The organism is Nocardia crassostreae (assembly GCF_001613405.1).
GTDB classification, from domain to species: Bacteria; Actinomycetota; Actinomycetes; order Mycobacteriales; family Mycobacteriaceae; genus Nocardia; species Nocardia crassostreae.
Map to the genome: position 1 here is coordinate 252,094 of NZ_BDCH01000015.1, position 16,819 is coordinate 268,912.

Below are 16,819 nucleotides of genomic sequence, written 5' to 3' on the forward strand. Positions count from 1 at the left end.
AGTTGCTCCGGGTGTGCGCGGTCTGGTTGGGTCGCGTGGTGGGCGTTGCGGACTGGGCGGTGTTGTTGACGGCGGCGACGGCGGCCGGGTGGGTCGATGCGGTGGTCGGCGGGGGCGGGTTGATCATTCTGCCGACCTTGTTCGTGGTGTTGCCGGGAGTCGCGCCCGCGACGGCGCTGGGGACCAACAAGCTGGCGGCGTTCTCGGGGACGAGTGCGGCCGTGATGACATTCGCGCGCAAGGTGCCGATGCGGTGGAAGGCGTTACTGCCCGCCGCGCTGATCGCGGCGGTGGTTGCCGGGTGCGGGTCGGCGGCGGTATCGCTCATCGATCGCGAGTTGTTCATTCCGATCGTCATGGTGGTGCTGGTCGGGGTGGCGATCTTCGTGACCATGCGGCCCGCCATCGGGGTCACCATGGCCACGCATCCGCCGACGCGACGCAAGACGATCTATGTGATCGGTATTGCGGCCGGGGTCATCGGCCTGTACGACGGGCTGTTGGGGCCGGGGACCGGCACCTTTCTCATCATTACCTTCGCGACCCTGCTGGGCACCGAGTTCGTGCGGGCGGCAGCCATGGCCAAGGTGATCAACTGCGGATCCAATCTCGGATCGCTGATCTTCCTCGGTGCGACCGGGCATGTGCTGTGGGCGCTCGGCCTGGCCATGGCGGTGGCCAATATCGCCGGATCCATTGTGGGTTCGCGCATGGCGCTGGCGCGCGGCGCCGGATTCGTGCGCATCGTGCTGCTGGTCGTGGTGGTGGCCATGGTGATCCGGTTGGGCTGGCAGCAGTTCGGCTAGACCGGCCGCGAATCCGGTTACACCAGGGCGTCTTCGGGCCTGCCTAGCTCGTGGTCGGTCTCCCGGTGCCGGTGCTGGGGCTGTTCCGCGGTCGACAGATGGTGGATCTGAATCGGGCGAATGCTCTCGCCGCCCATGCGCCGGGACAGTTCGGCGGCGGGACGGTTGAGCAGTTCGGTGGCGGGACGGCCCGGCAGCTCGGCGGGACGGCGCGCCTCGAGGGCGGCCTCGCGGGCCGCGTCCACGCTCGGCCGCGGCTGCGAAAGCCACGGCGCCAGTACCTTGTTGGTCGTCTCCTGGATGCGGCGCTGCAACGTTGCCGGATCCTCGACGCACTTGGGGTCCTGGAACAGCACGGTCAGCGCACCCGATACCGCGCCGACGACAGCACCCACCAGGGCGGCCGAACCGACCTCGTCGAGTTCCTCGGGAAAGGCCACGCGCAACTGCTTGGCGATCTCCTGCTGCGCGGCCAGCTGGGCGTGCGCGGCGCGTCCCCTCACCGCGGGCACGGTGCGCGACACCTGCGCGCGCACCACGGCGATCCGCGCGGCCAGGGTGTCGCCCAGATGATCTCCGGGATTGTCGCCCGCGGCGCGCAGCGCCCGCAGCAGCACCTCCACCGGGCGCTCCCCCGGGCGGCGCGAGTCGATGGCGCGCACCGCCGAGGTCACCCGCTCGTCCGGTTCCGGAAACAGCAGTTCCTCTTTGGAGGCGAAGTAGTTGAAGAACGTTCTGGTGCCGACCTCGGCGGTCGCGGCGATATCGGCGACGGTCGTCGCCTCATAGCCTCGGTCCTCGAACATCTCGACGGCGGCCTCGAGCAGAGCCCGGCGGGTACGTTCGCGTTTGCGGTCGCGGAGAGCGGATGGCGGCACGCGGGCAGACCCTACGGCGTCCGCCCGGCGAAACGCGGCATATCCAGCACTTCTCGCGCGCCGTTTCATGGTGTGCCGGTTCACACTTCGTGCAATATTGCATCGCGTGCGCGATTGCACGGGATGTATTTCACTCCGCTCGAGTGTGTTCTTGAACCTTCGGTGGATCGCCCCCTAACGTGGAGCGGGTGAGCATCACAACCAAGGTCGTGGACGCCGAGTTCCGCGCACTGCCGCTGGCCGCGCTCGCCGACGCCGCCTTGAACGCGGCCAAGGCGGCCGGGGCCGAGTATGCCGATCTGCGCGTGCATCGACTGCTGCAACAGTCCATCCGCTTGCGCGACGGGCGGGTCGAATCGGTGCGCGACAGTACCGATCTCGGGTTCGCGGTGCGCGTGATCGTCGACGGCACCTGGGGATTCGCCTCCCATGCCGACCTCACCACCGACGTGGCGGCCGAGGTCGCGCGGCGCGCCGTTACGGTGGCGACGACGCTGCGGGGCCTGAATCGCGAGCGGGTCGAACTGGCGGCGGAACCGCGCTACGACGGTGCGGAGTGGGTGTCGGCCTACGAGGTCGATCCGTTCACGGTGCCGACGCCGGACAAAGTGGCGCTGCTGCTGGAGTATTCGGACCGGCTGCGGGCCGCCGACGGCGTGGACCATGTGACGGCGAGCGTCCTGCAGGTCAAGGAGCAGACCTACTACGCCGACTCGTTCGGGTCGCGGATCACCCAGCAGCGGGTGCGGTTGCATCCGCAGCTGGAGGCCATCGCAGTCGATCCGTCCGCGGGCGTGTTCGAGACCATGCGCACCCTGGCCGCTCCGGCGGGACGCGGCTGGGAGTACGTCACCGGAGCGGACGGAACCTGGGACTGGGCGGGCGAACTCGGGCAGCTGCCGGAATTCCTGGCCGAGAAGGTCAAGGCGCCGAGCGTGCAGGCGGGGCCGACGGACCTGGTCATCGATCCGAGCAATCTGTGGCTGACCATTCACGAATCCATCGGGCACGCCACCGAATACGACCGCGCCATCGGGTATGAATCCGCGTATGCCGGAACCTCCTTCGCCACCCCGGATCTGCTGGGCAAACTGAAGTACGGCACGCCGATCATGCACGTCACCGGTGACCGCACCCAGCGGCACGGCCTGGCCAGCGTCGGCTACGACGACGACGGCGTGGCCGGGCAGCAGTGGGATCTGGTGCGCGACGGCATCCTCGTCGGCTATCAGCTCGATCGCGTGTTCGCGCCGCGGCTGGGGCTGGAACGCTCCAATGGCTGCTCCTACGCCGACTCCGCGCATCACGTGCCGATCCAGCGCATGGCCAATGTGTCGTTGCAAGCGGATCCGGACAATGACACCTCCACCGCGGAACTCATCTCGCGGGTGGAGAACGGCATCTACATCGTCGGCGACAAGTCCTGGTCGATCGATATGCAGCGCTACAACTTCCAGTTCACCGGCCAGCGCTTCTTCCGCATCCGCAATGGCGAACTCGCCGGGCAGCTGCGCGATGTCGCCTATCAGGCCACCACCACCGACTTCTGGGGATCCATGGAGGCCGTCGGCGGCCCGTCCACCTGGGTGCTCGGTGGCGCGTTCAACTGCGGTAAGGCCCAGCCCGGACAGGTCGCGGCGGTCTCGCACGGCTGCCCGCCGATCCTGGTGCGCGGCATCAATGTTCTCAATACCCGCGCCGAAGCCGGGCAGTGAGGAAGGACTACAGGTGAGTGTGCTCCCCGCCCCCGAGGTCGTCGCGGCCGCCCTGGCCGCCTCGCGCGCCGACGAGGCCATGGTGATCGTCACCGACGTGCACGAGGCGTCGCTGCGCTGGGCCGGAAATTCCATGACCACCAACGGGTCCTCGGTGGCCCGGGACTGGGCGGTCGTCTCCATCTTCCGGGATGGGCCGCAGGCCGCGCGCGTCGGCAGCGTCAGCTCCACCAGTGTGGATCCGGCCGATATCGAGGCCGTGGTGCGCGCCAGCGAAGAGGCCGCGCGCACCGCCGAACCCGCCAAAGACGCCATGCCGCTGCTGGATCCGGACAGCCTCGACAAGGACAGCCTGGATTGGGCGCTCGACTGGGACGGCGCGCCCGGGACCACCGATATCGCTGTGTTCACCGATCTGGCCCGCGATCTCGCCCCGGGTTTCGACGGCGCGGACAAGCTGTACGGGTTCGCGCACCATCAGATGCATTCCACCTGGCTCGGCACCTCCACCGGGATCCGGCGGCGCTGGGTGCAGCCCACCGGATCGGTGGAGATCAATGGCAAGCGCGGCAGCGGTGCGGAACTGGCCAGCGCGTGGGTGGGCACCGGCACCTACGATTTCACCGATGTCGACGTGCCCGGCCTGCTGGCGGAGCTCTCGCGCCGCCTGGACTGGAGCAAACGGCGCGTCGAACTGCCCGCCGGACGCTACGAAACGCTGCTGCCGCCCTCGGCCGTCGCCGACCTCATGATCTACATGGCCTGGACCATGGAGGGCCGCGGCGCCCACGAAGGGCACACCGCGTTCTCCCGTGCGGGCGGCACCCGAATCGGCGAGCGGCTCACCGATATTCCACTCACCCTCTATTCCGATCCGAGCGCGACCGGCCTGGAGTACCGGCCGTTCGTGGCCACCCCGTCCTCCTCCGAAGCGCTGTCGGTCTTCGACAACGGCCTGAGCGCCAAACGCAGCGACTGGATCCGCGACGGCGTCATCGAATCCCTCGTCTACCCCCGCGCCACCGCCGCCGAATTCGACGCCCCCGTCACCCTTCCCGGCGAAAACCTGCTCATGACGGGCGGCACCGACGCCACACTGCCCGACATGATCGCGAACACCGAACGCGGCCTGCTACTCACCTGCCTCTGGTACATCCGCGAAGTCGACCCGGCCACCCTGCTCCTCACCGGTCTCACCCGCGACGGCGTGTACCTGGTCGAGAACGGCGAAGTAACAGGCGCCGTCAACAACTTCCGCTTCAACGAAAGCCCCCTCGACCTCCTCCACCGCGTCTCGGAAGCAGGCCGCAGCGAGATCACCCTCCCCCGCGAATGGAAAGACTGGTTCACCCGAACCTCCATGCCCCCACTTCGCATCCCCGACTTCCACATGTCCTCGGTCAGCCAGGCAACCTGATTCGGCCGGAAGCGGCACAACACGAATCGGCGGCGAACAGTTTCACGGCTTCGGCACGTCTCAACTCCCAGCGGACCATCGAATCCTGGAGGAGCGCACCGTGAGCAAGGTCATCGCGAACGCCACCATGTCCCTCGACGGCAATATCGCCGGGCCCGGCGAAACCGGTTTCGAGCACCTCTTCGCCTGGTACTCGACCGGTGACGTCGACTACCCGAGCGCCAACCCGGACGTGCCCTTCCGCATGACCGCCGACGACGCCGCCTACCTGCGCGCACTCGTCGACTCATCGGGCGTGCTCGTGGTCGGCCGCCGTCTGTTCGACATCACCAACGGATGGAACGGCATCCACCCCCTCGACAAGCCCATCGTCGTCGTGACGCATCGAATCCCCGAGCAGTGGATCGCCGAGCATCCGGACGCGCCCTTCACCTTCGCCACCGGCGGCATCAAAGAGGCCATCGACACCGCACGCCAGATCGCCGGGGACAAGACCATCGCCGTCAACGGCGGCGCCATGGCCCGCCAATGCCTGGAAGCCGGACTCCTCGACGAACTGCTCATCGACCTCGCCCCCGTTCTCCTCGGCGACGGCGTCCCCATGTTCGGCCACTTCGACAATGCCCCCGTCCTCCTGGACGGCCCCGAAATCGTCCCCGGCAACCGAGTAACCCACCTCCACTACCGATTCACCTGAATTTCCGCCGCCTGCCAACCCCTTTCGCTGTCGGCGAACCAGTTGTCGGCACGCCGGAACGCGCGCATCCTGGACTCACAGACGTAATCATGTAATCGGGAGGGTGATCGTCGTGACCGACGACGCAACCTCCTCGTCGACGGCGCAACCCGAAGACGCCGCACGGCGGCCGAATCCGGGCAACAATGCCGGGCGCGACGGAGATTCACGAAGAGCAGAAGCATGGCGGGAAACCCCTGACGCCACGGATTCACGGGCCCGCGCGACAGGTTCCCCGGCCGGGAACGGCGGTACGACCGGACCCCGCGGCACGGCCGGAGCCGACGATGCGAGTGGGCGCGCCGGAATGGGTGCGCACCCGAGTGCGAGTGGCGCCGACAGCCGGGCCGCGGATGCCTTGCCGCCGGAGATCCTGGGCGGGCCACCGGATTCGGCTGCGCTGGATGCGTATTCGCGCACGGTGATCGCGGTGGCGCGGTCGGTGACGCCGCATGTGGCCAGCGGCGGGGTGGCGGATCTGCGGTGGTGTTCACCGATGACGGGTTCCTGCTGACCAATGCGCACGTGGTGGGGTCCTCCGGCAATGGGGTCGTGGTGTTCGCCGACGGTGCGGAGTCACGATTCGACGTGGTGGGGGTGGACCCGCTCTCGGATCTGGCGGTGCTGCGGGCGCGCGGCGGAGCCCCGGCGGCCGCCGTCCTCGGCGACGCCGATCGCCTCGCCGTCGGACAGTTGGTGGTCGCCGTCGGGAGTCCGCTCGGCTTGGCCGGGTCGGTCACCGCCGGGGTGGTGAGCGCGCTGGGCCGGTCGGTTCCGGTCGGCAGCCGCCGCACCACCCGCGTGATCGAGGACGTGATCCAGACCGACGCGGCCCTCAACCCCGGCAATTCCGGTGGCGCACTCGCCGATTCCGGCGGCCGCGTGGTCGGCATCAATACCGCCGTCGCCGGAATCGGCCTCGGCCTGGCCATTCCCATCAATGCCACGACCCGCCGCATCATCACCACGCTGCTCAACGAAGGCCGCGTCCGCCGCGCCTATCTCGGCGTGGTCGGCGTCCCCGCTCCCCTGCCCGCCGCCGTCGCCGCCCGCCACGGCCAGGACGCCGGACTGCGCATTGTCGAAGTAGTCCGCGGCGGCCCCGCCGAACGCGCCGGACTCCGCCGCGGCGACCTCGTCCTGAGCGTCGCCCGCACCGAAGTCCGCGACGCCCAAGGCATCCAACGCCAACTCTTCGGCGACGCCATAGGCCGCTCACTCCCCGTGACAGTGCTCCGCAACGGCGCAATGGTCGATGTCATCGCCGTCCCGGTCGAACTCACCGTGGACTGACCCGAGCGCTGTGGCGCGCAGGTCGAGGATCTCAGGAGGCGGTGCGGTGGGCCTCGGGGGTGGCGGGCTGCCAGTGGTCGGCGAGGTTGTCGAGGGGGATGGCGAGGGTGCGGCTGAGGGCTACGACGGTGCCGAAGGCGGGGGTGGGCATGCGGCCCGATTCGATTTTGCGCAGGGTTTCGGGGGAGATTCCGGCGCTGGCCGCGACCTCGGCGAGGTCGCGGTCGGCACGGGCGGTGCGCAGGGCTCGGCCCAGGCGGCGACCGGCTTCGAGTTGGGCCGGGGTCAGGGGGAGGCGAACCATGGCGGTCAGCCTACGGTTGGTATTTAAATACCGCAAGGCGCTAGGGTCGGTATTAAAATACCGAACTGGAGGTTGTTGTAATGGTGGAACTCAAGACCGCGGCGGGGATCGAGCGCATGCGGGTGACGGGGCGGTTCATTGCCGGGGTGCTGGCGGAACTGCGAGCGAAGGCGCAGATCGGGGTGAATCTGCTGGAACTGGAAGCCTTTGTGCGCGAACGGATTCGCGAACGCGGCGCGGTGTCGTGCTACTGGGACTACTCCCCCTCCTTCGGGCGCGGCCCCTTCCGCAACACCATCTGCCTGTCGGTGAACGATGCGGTGCTGCACGGACTTCCGTTCGATTACGACCTCCGCGACGGCGACGTGCTGAGCATGGACCTGGCGGTGAGCATCGACGGCTGGGTCGCCGACTCCGCCACCACCGTCATCGTCGGCGAGGCCGCTCCCGAGGACGTCCGCCTGGTGCGCGCCACCGAACTCGCCCTCGACGCCGCCATCGAGGCCGCCCAACCCGGCAATCGCATCGGCGATATCTCCGCCGCCATCGCCGCCGTGGCGCGCGAGCACGGCTACCCGGTGAACACCGAATTCGGCGGCCACGGCCTGGGCCGCACCATGCACGAGGATCCGCACATCTCCAATGACGGTGTGGCGGGCCGCGCTTTCCGCTTGAAGCCCGGCCTGACCATTGCCATCGAACCGTGGTTCGCGCGCACCACCGATCGGGTCGTCACCGATGCGGACGGCTGGACCATCCGCTCCGCCGACGGTTCCCGCACCGCCCACTCCGAGCACACCGTCGCCGTCACCGCCGACGGCCCGCAGGTCCTCACCCGCGCCTGAGCCGCTCACCACGGGGTCCGCGCGACCGCCCGGCCCGGTCGCGCGCCCGAAAACCCCTCCCCGCGATAATGATTCGATGGGAAACGACGACATAACGCCCGGAACCGGCACCGGCGCACCGTTCTCCGCGTCGGCGAACCTGGAGCGGAATCCGCGCCGCTTCCCCGATGGCCGCAATCGCATCCTGCACGCCGCCGTATCCGCCTTCGCCGAATACGGCTTCCATGCCACCACCACCCGCGATATCGCGGCCCGCGCCGGTCTCTCCCCCGCGGGCCTCTACGTGCACTTCAACTCCAAAGAGGAAGTGCTGCACCGCATCTCCCAGTCGTCCATCCGCACGACCCACTAGGTCGCCCGAACCGCGGCCAGCACCCCCGACACCGCCGCCGCCCGCTTGTCCGCCACCATCGCCGACCTCGCCGCCTGGCATGCCCGCCACCACGCCGAAGTCCGCGTGGTCCTGCACCACCTGACGGCCCTCACCCCCGACCACCGCAGCGAGGTCCTCGCCATCCAGGACGATATCCACCGCATCCTGCGCGATCTGGTCGCCGCAGGCGCGGAATCCGGCGAATTCGCCCTGGCCCCAGCCGATCCCACCACCACCGCGATCGCCCTGTTCTCCCTCTGCGTCGACACCGCCCGCTGGTACCACCCCACCCACCACCCCACCCACCACCGCACCCCCGACCAGATCGCCGCCGACTACGCCACCGTCGCCCTCCGCATCGTGGGCGCGCCCCCGCAACCCGAAACGCCCCCTTCGCCACGCGCATAGGCGCCAACGGCTCGGCCCGCCCGTCGGCCTCCTCGGCGCGCGCCCGCAGCAGTCAGCCGAAGGCCACGGCGGCGACCGCGGCACACCGAACTCCCTCGAACACGCCACATTCGCCCCATCCAGCGCCCGCCACCCATATCCGAGCCGCCGCCACTCCCCGGAGCGTCGCCCTCCCCCAATCCGAAACGGCGACGACCGGGAACTGGTGGCGGCGGCTACTCGCGAAATGCCGCCACCAGTTCCCGGTCGTCGATGCTTCACATCCGCGCGGGATCAAATGTCGGTGAGCCAATGCTGGAGGTCGGTCACGAGTTGGAGTTCGGCGGCGACGGCGGCGCGATCTTCGGCGGAGAGGTCCAGTTGCGCTATCTCGCCGATCATTTCGGCGACGCGGGCGGAGTCTTCCGCGGCGGCGGCGATTTCGGCGAGCACGGCCAGGGCGCGGCCGCGCAGGACCGGCGTGGAGGTGGCGCCGTGGCGGCGCAGACCTGCTTCGACGGCCCGGGCGGCGGCCTTGTCGTCGTTCTTGGAGTCGCGCAGGATGCGGGCGTTGTCGAGAACCTTGGCCAGGCCCTTCAGGGACTTCGAGCCGCCGTATTCGGGGTCCGGTTCGTCGCGCCGGATGTAGATGACGGAGTTGCCGACCGGGTCGACCACGGTGAATCGGGTCTGGCCGGGCCGGAAGCGGGTGATGCGGGGAATGCCGCGGGCGGGGATCCGGCCGTACTTCGCGCGCAGGGCGGCGGTGAATTCGGCGTGCAGGGTTTCCACCTCGTCCAGCAGGACCAGGCAGCCGATATAGGCCTGTTCGGCGGTCAGGTCCTTCGGGGTGGGACCGAAATGAAGGTCGTAGCCGTCACGAGTCACCGCGCCGTAGGTGTAGGGGCGGGTCTGCTCGTAGGTGACGGTGTAACCGAGCGTCTTGTAGAAGTCGAGCGTCTCGGCCAGGTTCCCGCCCCACATGGTCGGGATCGATACAGCGGCCATTGCGTGCCTCCTCGTGGTTGCCTTCGGCAATCGAAGCGCTATCCAGACTCGACCCGCACATGCACATAACTCGTTGTGGGCGGATGCGGGCCGGGACCGCTAGGCTGCGGGCGTGGACAATCCCTTCGGGCCGGTGGGCACCGCCAATTACGTTCTGCTGACCACGTTCAAGAAGGACGGCACCCCGGTCGCGACCGCCGTGTGGGCCGCGCTGGACGCCGGGCGGCTCTACGTCTGGACGGTCACCGACAGCTGGAAGGTGAAGCGCATTCGCCGCAATCCGCAGGTGACCCTGCAACCGTGCGATGTACGGGGCAAGGCGCACGGTGAGGTGGTCAAGGGCACCGCCACCGTCCTCGACGGTGCGGGCAGCGATCGGGTGCGCGCGCTGGTCAAGAAGCGCTACGGATTGCAGGGGCTGCTCGTGGTGACGGGCAGCGTGCTGCGCCGGGGCAAGAGCGGCACCATCGGCATCGAGATCGCCCCGGCGTAGCGGCTATACGGGCGCATCGGGCACGACGGCAATGCCGACCGAACGATGCGCTCAGCGAAAGAGCTTGTGCGCCTTGATGGCCAGCGTGCCGATCAGGCCGTACTTACGGCCGACCACGCCGCGGACGTGCTCGATGCCGTCCGCGTCGAGGATGCGCGCGGCGCCGGTGATCACCTCCTCTCCGCGGATGCGGCCGCGCCCGTCACAGGCCTGCAGCGTCACCGCCGGATTGCGCGCGATGCGCTTGACCTTCCAGGTGCCGGTCATGGTCCAGATGACGATGCGGTCGCCGTCGGGCGCCACCCACACGGGGGTGGCGACGGCCGTGCCGTCCTTCTTGTAGGTGGTCAGGGCTGCGAAGGTGGTCTGCGCCACGTCGTTCCACGTCATGCGGAAAACGGTATGGCCGGGGCCCGGGGACCCACATCCGTCCGCGATCGCGCCCGCGCGTACGTCCGCAGTCGTACGGCCGCGGCGCCGGGGTGCGCCGCGACCGCATCGACTGCCCGACGCCGCTACCGCTGCTCGGCCGCGATGATGCCGCCGATGACCGCGCCGATGATGCAACCAGGAATCGCGCCGACCAGGAAGAAGATCAGCCCGATGAGGGCGCCGACCACGCATCCGATGGCGATGCCGGCAATGATCTGACCGGCCGAGGCGATATCCTTCAGCACCACCGCCTCCGGCGAGGTCGCCGCGGGTGCGGTGGCCGGCCGGTCGATGGTGAGGGTGGTCCCGGCGGCGTCGACGCGCGGATCCAGCCGCACTTCACCGAGAACCATGGGGATGGAGGCGATCACGGCGCCGCTCGGGGCGGCGACTTCGACCGCATCCGGTGTGATCCGGAAGATGCCATTGTCGAGCGTGGTGCTCACGCTGCTGTAATCGGACGCCCACCCGGCGGTGTAGACGACCCCTTGATCAATTCCGCGCACGGCGTTCGCGGCCTGACCCTGCGCCGTGGCCGTGGTAATGCCGAGGCCCGCGGCCACCAGCAATGCGGCTATCGCAAACTTCTTGATACCCATGACGATTACCTTCAATCGAAGCGCCGGTCCACCCGAAAACGAGTAGGCGTATCCGATCGAATCCGTCGAATGGCGACGACTCGATTATTCGGCGAACCGGGGAGATGCGGGTTCCAATATTCCGGCCCAATAACAAGATTGGGTTTGCCCGGCGCCTCCCCGAGTATGACGCCGAACCATTCTTATGATGCTCTTAAGTTGGCGCGCAGGGAAGCCCCCTGAACCGGGGTTGTCCGCCCTTGTCCTGATCAAGACCGTCAGCGACGCCCCTGCGCACCCAACTCGAACCCGCTCCGAATGAGGAATTCCCTTATTCCAGTTCGCCTTCGGTCTCCAGGTAGACCTCACGCAGCCGATCCAGGGTTTCGATCTCCGGCTGCTCCCAGAGTTTACGCTCGGCCGCCTCCAGCAAACGTTCCGCAATACCGTGCAGGGCCCAGGGATTCGACTGCTCCATGAACTTGCGGTTGATATCGTCGAAAACGTAGCTCTCGGCGAGCTTCTCGTACATCCAGTCGGCGACCACATTGGTGGTGGCGTCGTAGCCGAAGAGATAGTCGACGGTGGCGGCCATTTCGAACGCGCCCTTGTAGCCGTGTCGGCGCATGGCCTCGAGCCAGCGCGGATTCACCACGCGCGCACGGAAGACGCGAGTGGTCTCCTCCGAGAGGGTGCGGGTGCGCACGGCGTCCGGGCGCGTGCTGTCGCCGATGTAGGCCTCCGGATTCTTGCCGGTCAGCGCGCGCACCGCGGCCACCATGCCGCCGTGGTACTGGAAGTAGTCGTCGGAGTCGGCGATATCGTGCTCGCGGGTGTCGGTGTTCTTGGCCGCCACCGCGATTCGCTTGTACGCGGTGCGCATGTCGTCGGCCGCCGGTGCACCGTCGAGATCGCGGCCGTAGGCGTACCTGCCCCAGGTGGTGTACACCTGCGCGAGATCGTCGTCGGTGCGCCAGCTCTTGGAATCGATGAGCTGCAACAGACCCGCGCCGTAGGTGCCCGGCTTGGAGCCGAAAATGCGTGTGGTGGCGCGACGTTCGTCGCCGTGCTCGGCCAGATCCGCATTCGTGTGCGCGCGAACGTAATTCGACTCGGCAGGCTCGTCGAGCCCCGCGACCAGCCGCACCGCACCGTCGAGCAGCGCCAGCACATGCGGGAAGGCATCCCGGAAGAATCCCGAAATGCGCACGGTCACATCGATACGCGGCCGCCCGAGCTCCTCCAGCCCGATGGCCTCCAGCTTCGTGACGCGGCGGCTGGCCTCGTCCCACACCGGCCGCACACCCAGCAGCGCGAACACCTCGGCGATATCGTCACCGGAGGTCCGCATGGCCGAGGTGCCCCACACCGACAACCCCACCGAACGCGGATACTCCCCGTGATCGGCGAGATACCGCTCCAGCAGCGAATCCGCCATGGCCTGACCGGTTTCCCACGCCAGCCGCGACGGCACCGCCTTCGGATCCACCGAGTAGAAGTTGCGCCCCGTCGGCAGCACATTGATCAGCCCGCGCAACGGCGACCCACTCGGCCCCGCCGGAATGAATCCGCCATCGAGCGCATGCAGAATCCGCGCGACCTCCACTCCCGTCTGCCGCAACCGCGGCACCACCTCGGTCGCAGCGAAGCCCAGCACCTGCCGCACCGCGGTAAGGCGCGCCTGCCGCGCCGAGTCCTGCTCGCCCGCACGCTTGAGGGATTCCGGCGCCTGCGCGGCCGCCTCGGCCTCGGACGTACTCGCGTCGGCGCTGGAAGCGGCGGCGGCCCCGACCAGAGCGGACTCCGCTGTCGTGGCATCGCCGCCCCCCATCGAGGCGGAGGCCGACGAAAGAGCTTCCGGCGAAGTCTTTTCCGCAGTGGCGCTCGGCGCGTCGCCGGTGACGCTCGCAGCGACCGAACTCTTCGACGTGCTCATCGCGCCGCCGACCAGCGCCTCGGTGATCGGGTCGATCGACTGGACATCCCAGTCGACCTCTTGCATGGCTGCGACCAGTTCGCGGGCGCGTGCTTCGAATTCGTCGACGCGGCCGCGGGATTCGTCGCCGGATTCGCTGAGACCGAGGGCTTCTCGCAGGCCGGGAACGTTGGTTTCACCGCCCCAGAGCTGGCGGGCGCGGAGCATGGCCAGCACGAGGTCGACTTCGGCCTCACCGGCGGGAGCCTGGCCGAGGATGTGCAGGCCATCACGGATCTGGACGTCCTTGATCTCGCAGAGCCAGCCGTCGACGTGCAGGAGCATATCGTCGAAGACGTCCTCTTCCGGGCGCTCGGACAGGCCCAGGTCGTGGTCCATCTTGGCGGCGCGCATGAGCGTCCAGATCTGCTGGCGGATGGCGGGCAGCTTGGCCGGGTCCAGGGCGGAGATGTTCGAGTGCTCGTCGAGCAACTGCTCCAGACGCGAGATGTCGCCATAGGTTTCGGCGCGCGCCATGGGCGGGATGAGGTGGTCGACCAGGGTGGCGTGGGCGCGGCGCTTGGCCTGGGTGCCCTCGCCGGGATCGTTCACCAGGAACGGGTAGATGAGCGGCAGGTCGCCGAGGGCGGCGTCGGTCCCGCAGGAGGCGGACATGCCGAGCGTCTTGCCCGGCAGCCATTCCAGATTGCCGTGCTTACCCAGATGGACCATGGCGTCGGCGGCGAACCCCTCCGGGGCGGCCAGCCAGCGGTAAGCGGCCAGATAGTGGTGCGAGGGCGGCAGATCCGGGTCGTGGTAGATGGCGACCGGGTTCTCGCCGAACCCGCGCGGGGGCTGCACGATGAGCACGACATTCCCGAAACGCAAGGCGGCGATGACGATTTCGCCCTTGGGGTCCTGCGACCGGTCCACATACATCTCGCCGGGCGGTGGGCCCCACGCCTCGACGACGGCCTCGCGCAGATCCTCGGGCAGGGTGTCGAACCACGCCGAGTACAGGTCCGCCCCGATGCGTATCGGATTGCCCTCCAACTGTTCGGCGGTCAGCCAGTCCGGATCCTGGCCACCTGCCGCGATGAGCGCGTGGATGAGCGCGTCACCGTCGGCCTGCTCCAAGCCCGGGATCTCACCCTCGGCACCGAGATCGTAACCGGCGGCACGCATTTCGGTCAGCAGCTTGATGGCGCTGGCAGGGGTGTCCAGGCCGACGGCATTACCGATGCGCGCGTGCTTGGTCGGGTACGCCGACAGAACGATGGCAATGCGCTTGTCGGCGGCCGGAATATGGCGGAGTTTGGCGTAGCGCACCGCGATTCCCGCGACACGAGCGGCACGTTCGGGATCCGGGACATAAGTGGACAGCCCGTCGGCGTCGAACTCCTTGAAGGAGAACGGAACCGTGATGATCCGGCCGTCGAACTCCGGAACAGCGACCTGAGTGGCCACATCGAGCGGCGAGAGACCATCGTCGTTGGCTTCCCACTGGGCGCGGCCGCTGGTCAGGCAGAGCCCTTGCAGGATGGGGACATCCAGATCGGCGAGAGCGCCCACATCCCAAGCCTCGTCGTCGCCACCCGCCGAGGCGGTGGCGGGTTTGGTGCCGCCCGCGGCGAGCACGGTCACCACCAGCGCGTCGGCCTCACGAAGCTTGGCGAGGAGTTCGGGTTCGGCGGTGCGCAGGGAGGCACAGTACAGCGGAATCGCCCGTGCGCCCTTGTCCTCGATGGCGGCACACAGCGCATCGATATAGCCCGTGTTCCCCGCCAGATGCTGCGCGCGGTAGTACACGACCGCCACCGTCGGCACATCCCCGGCAACCGCACTGTTCGCGCTCGAAGTGGCCGCCCGCGCGCCATGGCGGGAATCGCGTTCCAGCTCACCCCAGCTCGGCATCTCCACCGGCGGCTCGAAGCCGTGCCCGGTCAGCAGCACAGTGTCGGACAGAAAGTTGTGCAACTGCAGCAGGTTCCCGGGCCCGCCCGCGGCCAGATAATTGTGGGCGTCGGCCGCCACCCCGCCGGGAACAGTCGAGGATTCCATCAACTCGGCATCCGGGGCGATCTCACCCCCCAGAGCCACCAGCGGGATTCCGCTGGCGCGCAGAGCCTCCAGGCCGTCCTCCCAGGCCCGCTTGCCGCCGAGGATACGCACGATCATCAGGTCGACGTCCTCGAGCAGGCCGGGAAGATCCTCGGTGAGGATCCGCGCCGGATTGGCAAGCCGATAGGCAGCCCCGCTCGCGCGAGCACTCAACAGATCGGTATCGGACGTGGACAGCAGCAGAATCACAGGGTTCGAGCCTTCCTAGGGTTACGCGCCCAGCACGGGTTGGCGCCTGCCGGGAAGGTCTGACTGTCACAGTGGCGCGACCGCACCGGAATTCCACCGGCTTCTTCCATTCGACAAGCTGTTGGATGCTATCGCGACCGCATCACAGTGCGGCAAAGGCTGCTCCGCAGACCTGTCTCGAACCCACCCCCAGGCGTACGCTCTCCGTATGCCGAACACCCCGGGTTGGGTCAGGCGGAACAGGTTCGCCGCCTGGTCAGGATACTTTTGCATACTGGTTGCCTTCGCAACGCTGGCAATGGCCCTGACGGCCGCCGGCTCCGGCCACACACAGTACGCAATGCTCGCAGGAATCATCTGCGCAGCAACCGTACTGTTCGGTGTCACAGTCCTCGGAACAACCATCCACCGAGACAACATGGAACACCACAACGTCCCCAGCCTCCTGAACGACAGCTGGGAAAAATCCCCAGCCTTCGCCCGCCGCCGAGGAGCCCCCAAAGCCATAGAACCCCACCGCGCGGGCTAACCCCTCCCCACATACTCCCTCTCAGCGGGTGTCCCTGCCATACAGGAACACCCGCTGACCAACGTCCCCGCCAGTCCGCCGCAGGCGAACTGCCAAGACCCTGGATGTGCGAACGGTATCAAGAGCAATTCCTCCAAGAATCGCTCGTGCTGTGTTTAATTTGCCCTCCGCTTCGCTCCGGGCGGGGTTTGGGCCCCTGAAGTCTCGATTTTTCCCTCCCTCCGCGCACGCCGGAGCTCCTCTGCTTCGCTCCCCCGTCCGACGCACGCTCCGCTCAGTCCAAAATCGAGACAGCCCAAACCCACACAGGCTTGCACCAATACTTTTCCCTGTAGTTACCTTGTTGTGCGCGGCGGATAGAACTCTGCCAACAGGATTGCTGTCGACCGCCGTGTGCAGCGGACGGGCTTGCGTCACCTGTGGTTCGGGGTTCGCCTTCGGCGGACAGACGAGACCGCGAAAATGACCCCACCCGTCGGCGGACCAACCCGGGTGTGGATCACGGGCAAGGATCCCGCCTGGGATGCACCAACTGGCTTGCCACCTGTTGATGGAGGAGTTCGCCTGCGGCGGACGGATCAGGACCAGCTGGCCGGGAGTCGGCGGGGTGTTGCGCTGGCAGGCCGGAGTGTCGGCGGGCTGGTGGCAATACGGGTGGACCGTAAAACAAGGTCGGTTCGAGTTGGTCCGCCGGAGGCGAACTGTCGAGGACAGTTGATGCAATCCCGATCCGCGTATCAAGCCAGTTCGTCCGTCTGTAGGGAATTCTTTTCGGGCAGTTCTGGGTGGGTTTGGGCCGT

At 68.0% G+C, this 16,819-nt stretch carries 12 protein-coding genes, 3 pseudogenes and 1 riboswitch; of the genes and pseudogenes, 9 read left to right on the top strand and 6 right to left on the bottom strand.

The window, feature by feature from the left end:
* Positions 1-38: 38 nt before the first annotated feature.
* Positions 39-806, top strand: coding sequence for a TSUP family transporter (locus NC4_RS16340; protein ID WP_067538792.1), 768 nt, complete (start codon positions 39-41; stop codon positions 804-806).
* A gap of 17 nt (positions 807-823) precedes the next feature.
* On the opposite strand, the gene NC4_RS39060 is transcribed toward NC4_RS16340, so the two are convergent.
* The gene (locus tag NC4_RS39060; protein ID WP_245721725.1) at positions 824-1,684 is read right to left on the bottom strand and encodes a TetR/AcrR family transcriptional regulator; all 861 of its coding nucleotides are present in this window, start codon (positions 1,682-1,684) and stop codon (positions 824-826) included.
* A gap of 188 nt (positions 1,685-1,872) precedes the next feature.
* Here NC4_RS39060 and NC4_RS16350 point away from each other — a divergent pair, with 188 nt between their 5' ends.
* From NC4_RS16350 to NC4_RS16365, 4 genes and pseudogenes are all read left to right on the top strand, one after another.
* A complete protein-coding gene (locus NC4_RS16350) occupies positions 1,873-3,399 on the top strand; it encodes a TldD/PmbA family protein (protein ID WP_067538794.1) in 1,527 nt (508 codons plus the stop codon).
* Between the two features lie 19 nt (positions 3,400-3,418).
* Positions 3,419-4,816: a TldD/PmbA family protein gene (locus NC4_RS16355; RefSeq protein ID WP_067538795.1), complete on the top strand. Its 1,398-nt coding sequence runs from the start codon at positions 3,419-3,421 to the stop codon at positions 4,814-4,816.
* A gap of 100 nt (positions 4,817-4,916) precedes the next feature.
* Complete coding sequence (locus NC4_RS16360) at positions 4,917-5,513, top strand: dihydrofolate reductase family protein (RefSeq protein WP_067538667.1); 597 nt, start codon at positions 4,917-4,919, stop codon at positions 5,511-5,513.
* 397 nt (positions 5,514-5,910) lie between these two features.
* Positions 5,911-6,845 (top strand): annotated as a pseudogene (locus NC4_RS16365) (S1C family serine protease).
* 31 nt (positions 6,846-6,876) lie between these two features.
* Here the strand turns inward: NC4_RS16365 and NC4_RS16370 are convergent.
* On the bottom strand, positions 6,877-7,149 hold the full coding sequence (locus NC4_RS16370) for a helix-turn-helix transcriptional regulator (RefSeq protein WP_067538670.1): 273 nt from the start codon (positions 7,147-7,149) through the stop codon (positions 6,877-6,879).
* An 80-nt stretch (positions 7,150-7,229) separates the two neighbouring features.
* On the opposite strand from NC4_RS16370, the gene map reads away from it, so the two are divergent.
* From map to NC4_RS39070, 3 genes and pseudogenes are all read left to right on the top strand, one after another.
* On the top strand, positions 7,230-7,994 hold the full coding sequence (gene map / locus NC4_RS16375; RefSeq protein WP_067538672.1) for a type I methionyl aminopeptidase: 765 nt from the start codon (positions 7,230-7,232) through the stop codon (positions 7,992-7,994).
* A gap of 76 nt (positions 7,995-8,070) precedes the next feature.
* Complete coding sequence (locus NC4_RS41060) at positions 8,071-8,346, top strand: helix-turn-helix domain-containing protein (RefSeq protein ID WP_084529215.1); 276 nt, start codon at positions 8,071-8,073, stop codon at positions 8,344-8,346.
* A 39-nt stretch (positions 8,347-8,385) separates the two neighbouring features.
* Positions 8,386-8,775 (top strand): annotated as a pseudogene (locus tag NC4_RS39070) (TetR-type transcription factor C-terminal domain-containing protein); the annotation flags it as partial.
* 273 nt (positions 8,776-9,048) lie between these two features.
* Here the strand turns inward: NC4_RS39070 and NC4_RS16385 are convergent.
* Positions 9,049-9,762 carry a DUF8817 family protein gene (locus NC4_RS16385; protein ID WP_067538676.1) on the bottom strand — a complete coding sequence of 238 codons (714 nt, stop codon included), beginning with the start codon at positions 9,760-9,762 and terminating at the stop codon, positions 9,049-9,051.
* Between the two features lie 112 nt (positions 9,763-9,874).
* On the opposite strand from NC4_RS16385, the gene NC4_RS16390 reads away from it, so the two are divergent.
* Complete coding sequence (locus NC4_RS16390; RefSeq protein ID WP_067538679.1) at positions 9,875-10,255, top strand: PPOX class F420-dependent oxidoreductase; 381 nt, start codon at positions 9,875-9,877, stop codon at positions 10,253-10,255.
* Positions 10,256-10,306: 51 nt separating this feature from the next.
* Here the strand turns inward: NC4_RS16390 and NC4_RS16395 are convergent, their stop codons facing one another.
* The 3 genes and pseudogenes from NC4_RS16395 to cobN all read right to left on the bottom strand — a co-directional run.
* Positions 10,307-10,645: a PPOX class F420-dependent oxidoreductase gene (locus NC4_RS16395; RefSeq protein WP_067538682.1), complete on the bottom strand. Its 339-nt coding sequence runs from the start codon at positions 10,643-10,645 to the stop codon at positions 10,307-10,309.
* Positions 10,646-10,770: 125 nt separating this feature from the next.
* Positions 10,771-11,286: a DUF8020 domain-containing protein gene (locus NC4_RS16400; protein ID WP_067538685.1), complete on the bottom strand. Its 516-nt coding sequence runs from the start codon at positions 11,284-11,286 to the stop codon at positions 10,771-10,773.
* A gap of 310 nt (positions 11,287-11,596) precedes the next feature.
* A pseudogene (gene cobN / locus NC4_RS16405) lies at positions 11,597-15,460 on the bottom strand (cobaltochelatase subunit CobN); the annotation flags it as partial.
* A gap of 76 nt (positions 15,461-15,536) precedes the next feature.
* Positions 15,537-15,607, bottom strand: a riboswitch (adenosylcobalamin-variant (AdoCbl-variant) riboswitch).
* Between the last annotated feature and the right edge of the window lie 1,212 nt (positions 15,608-16,819).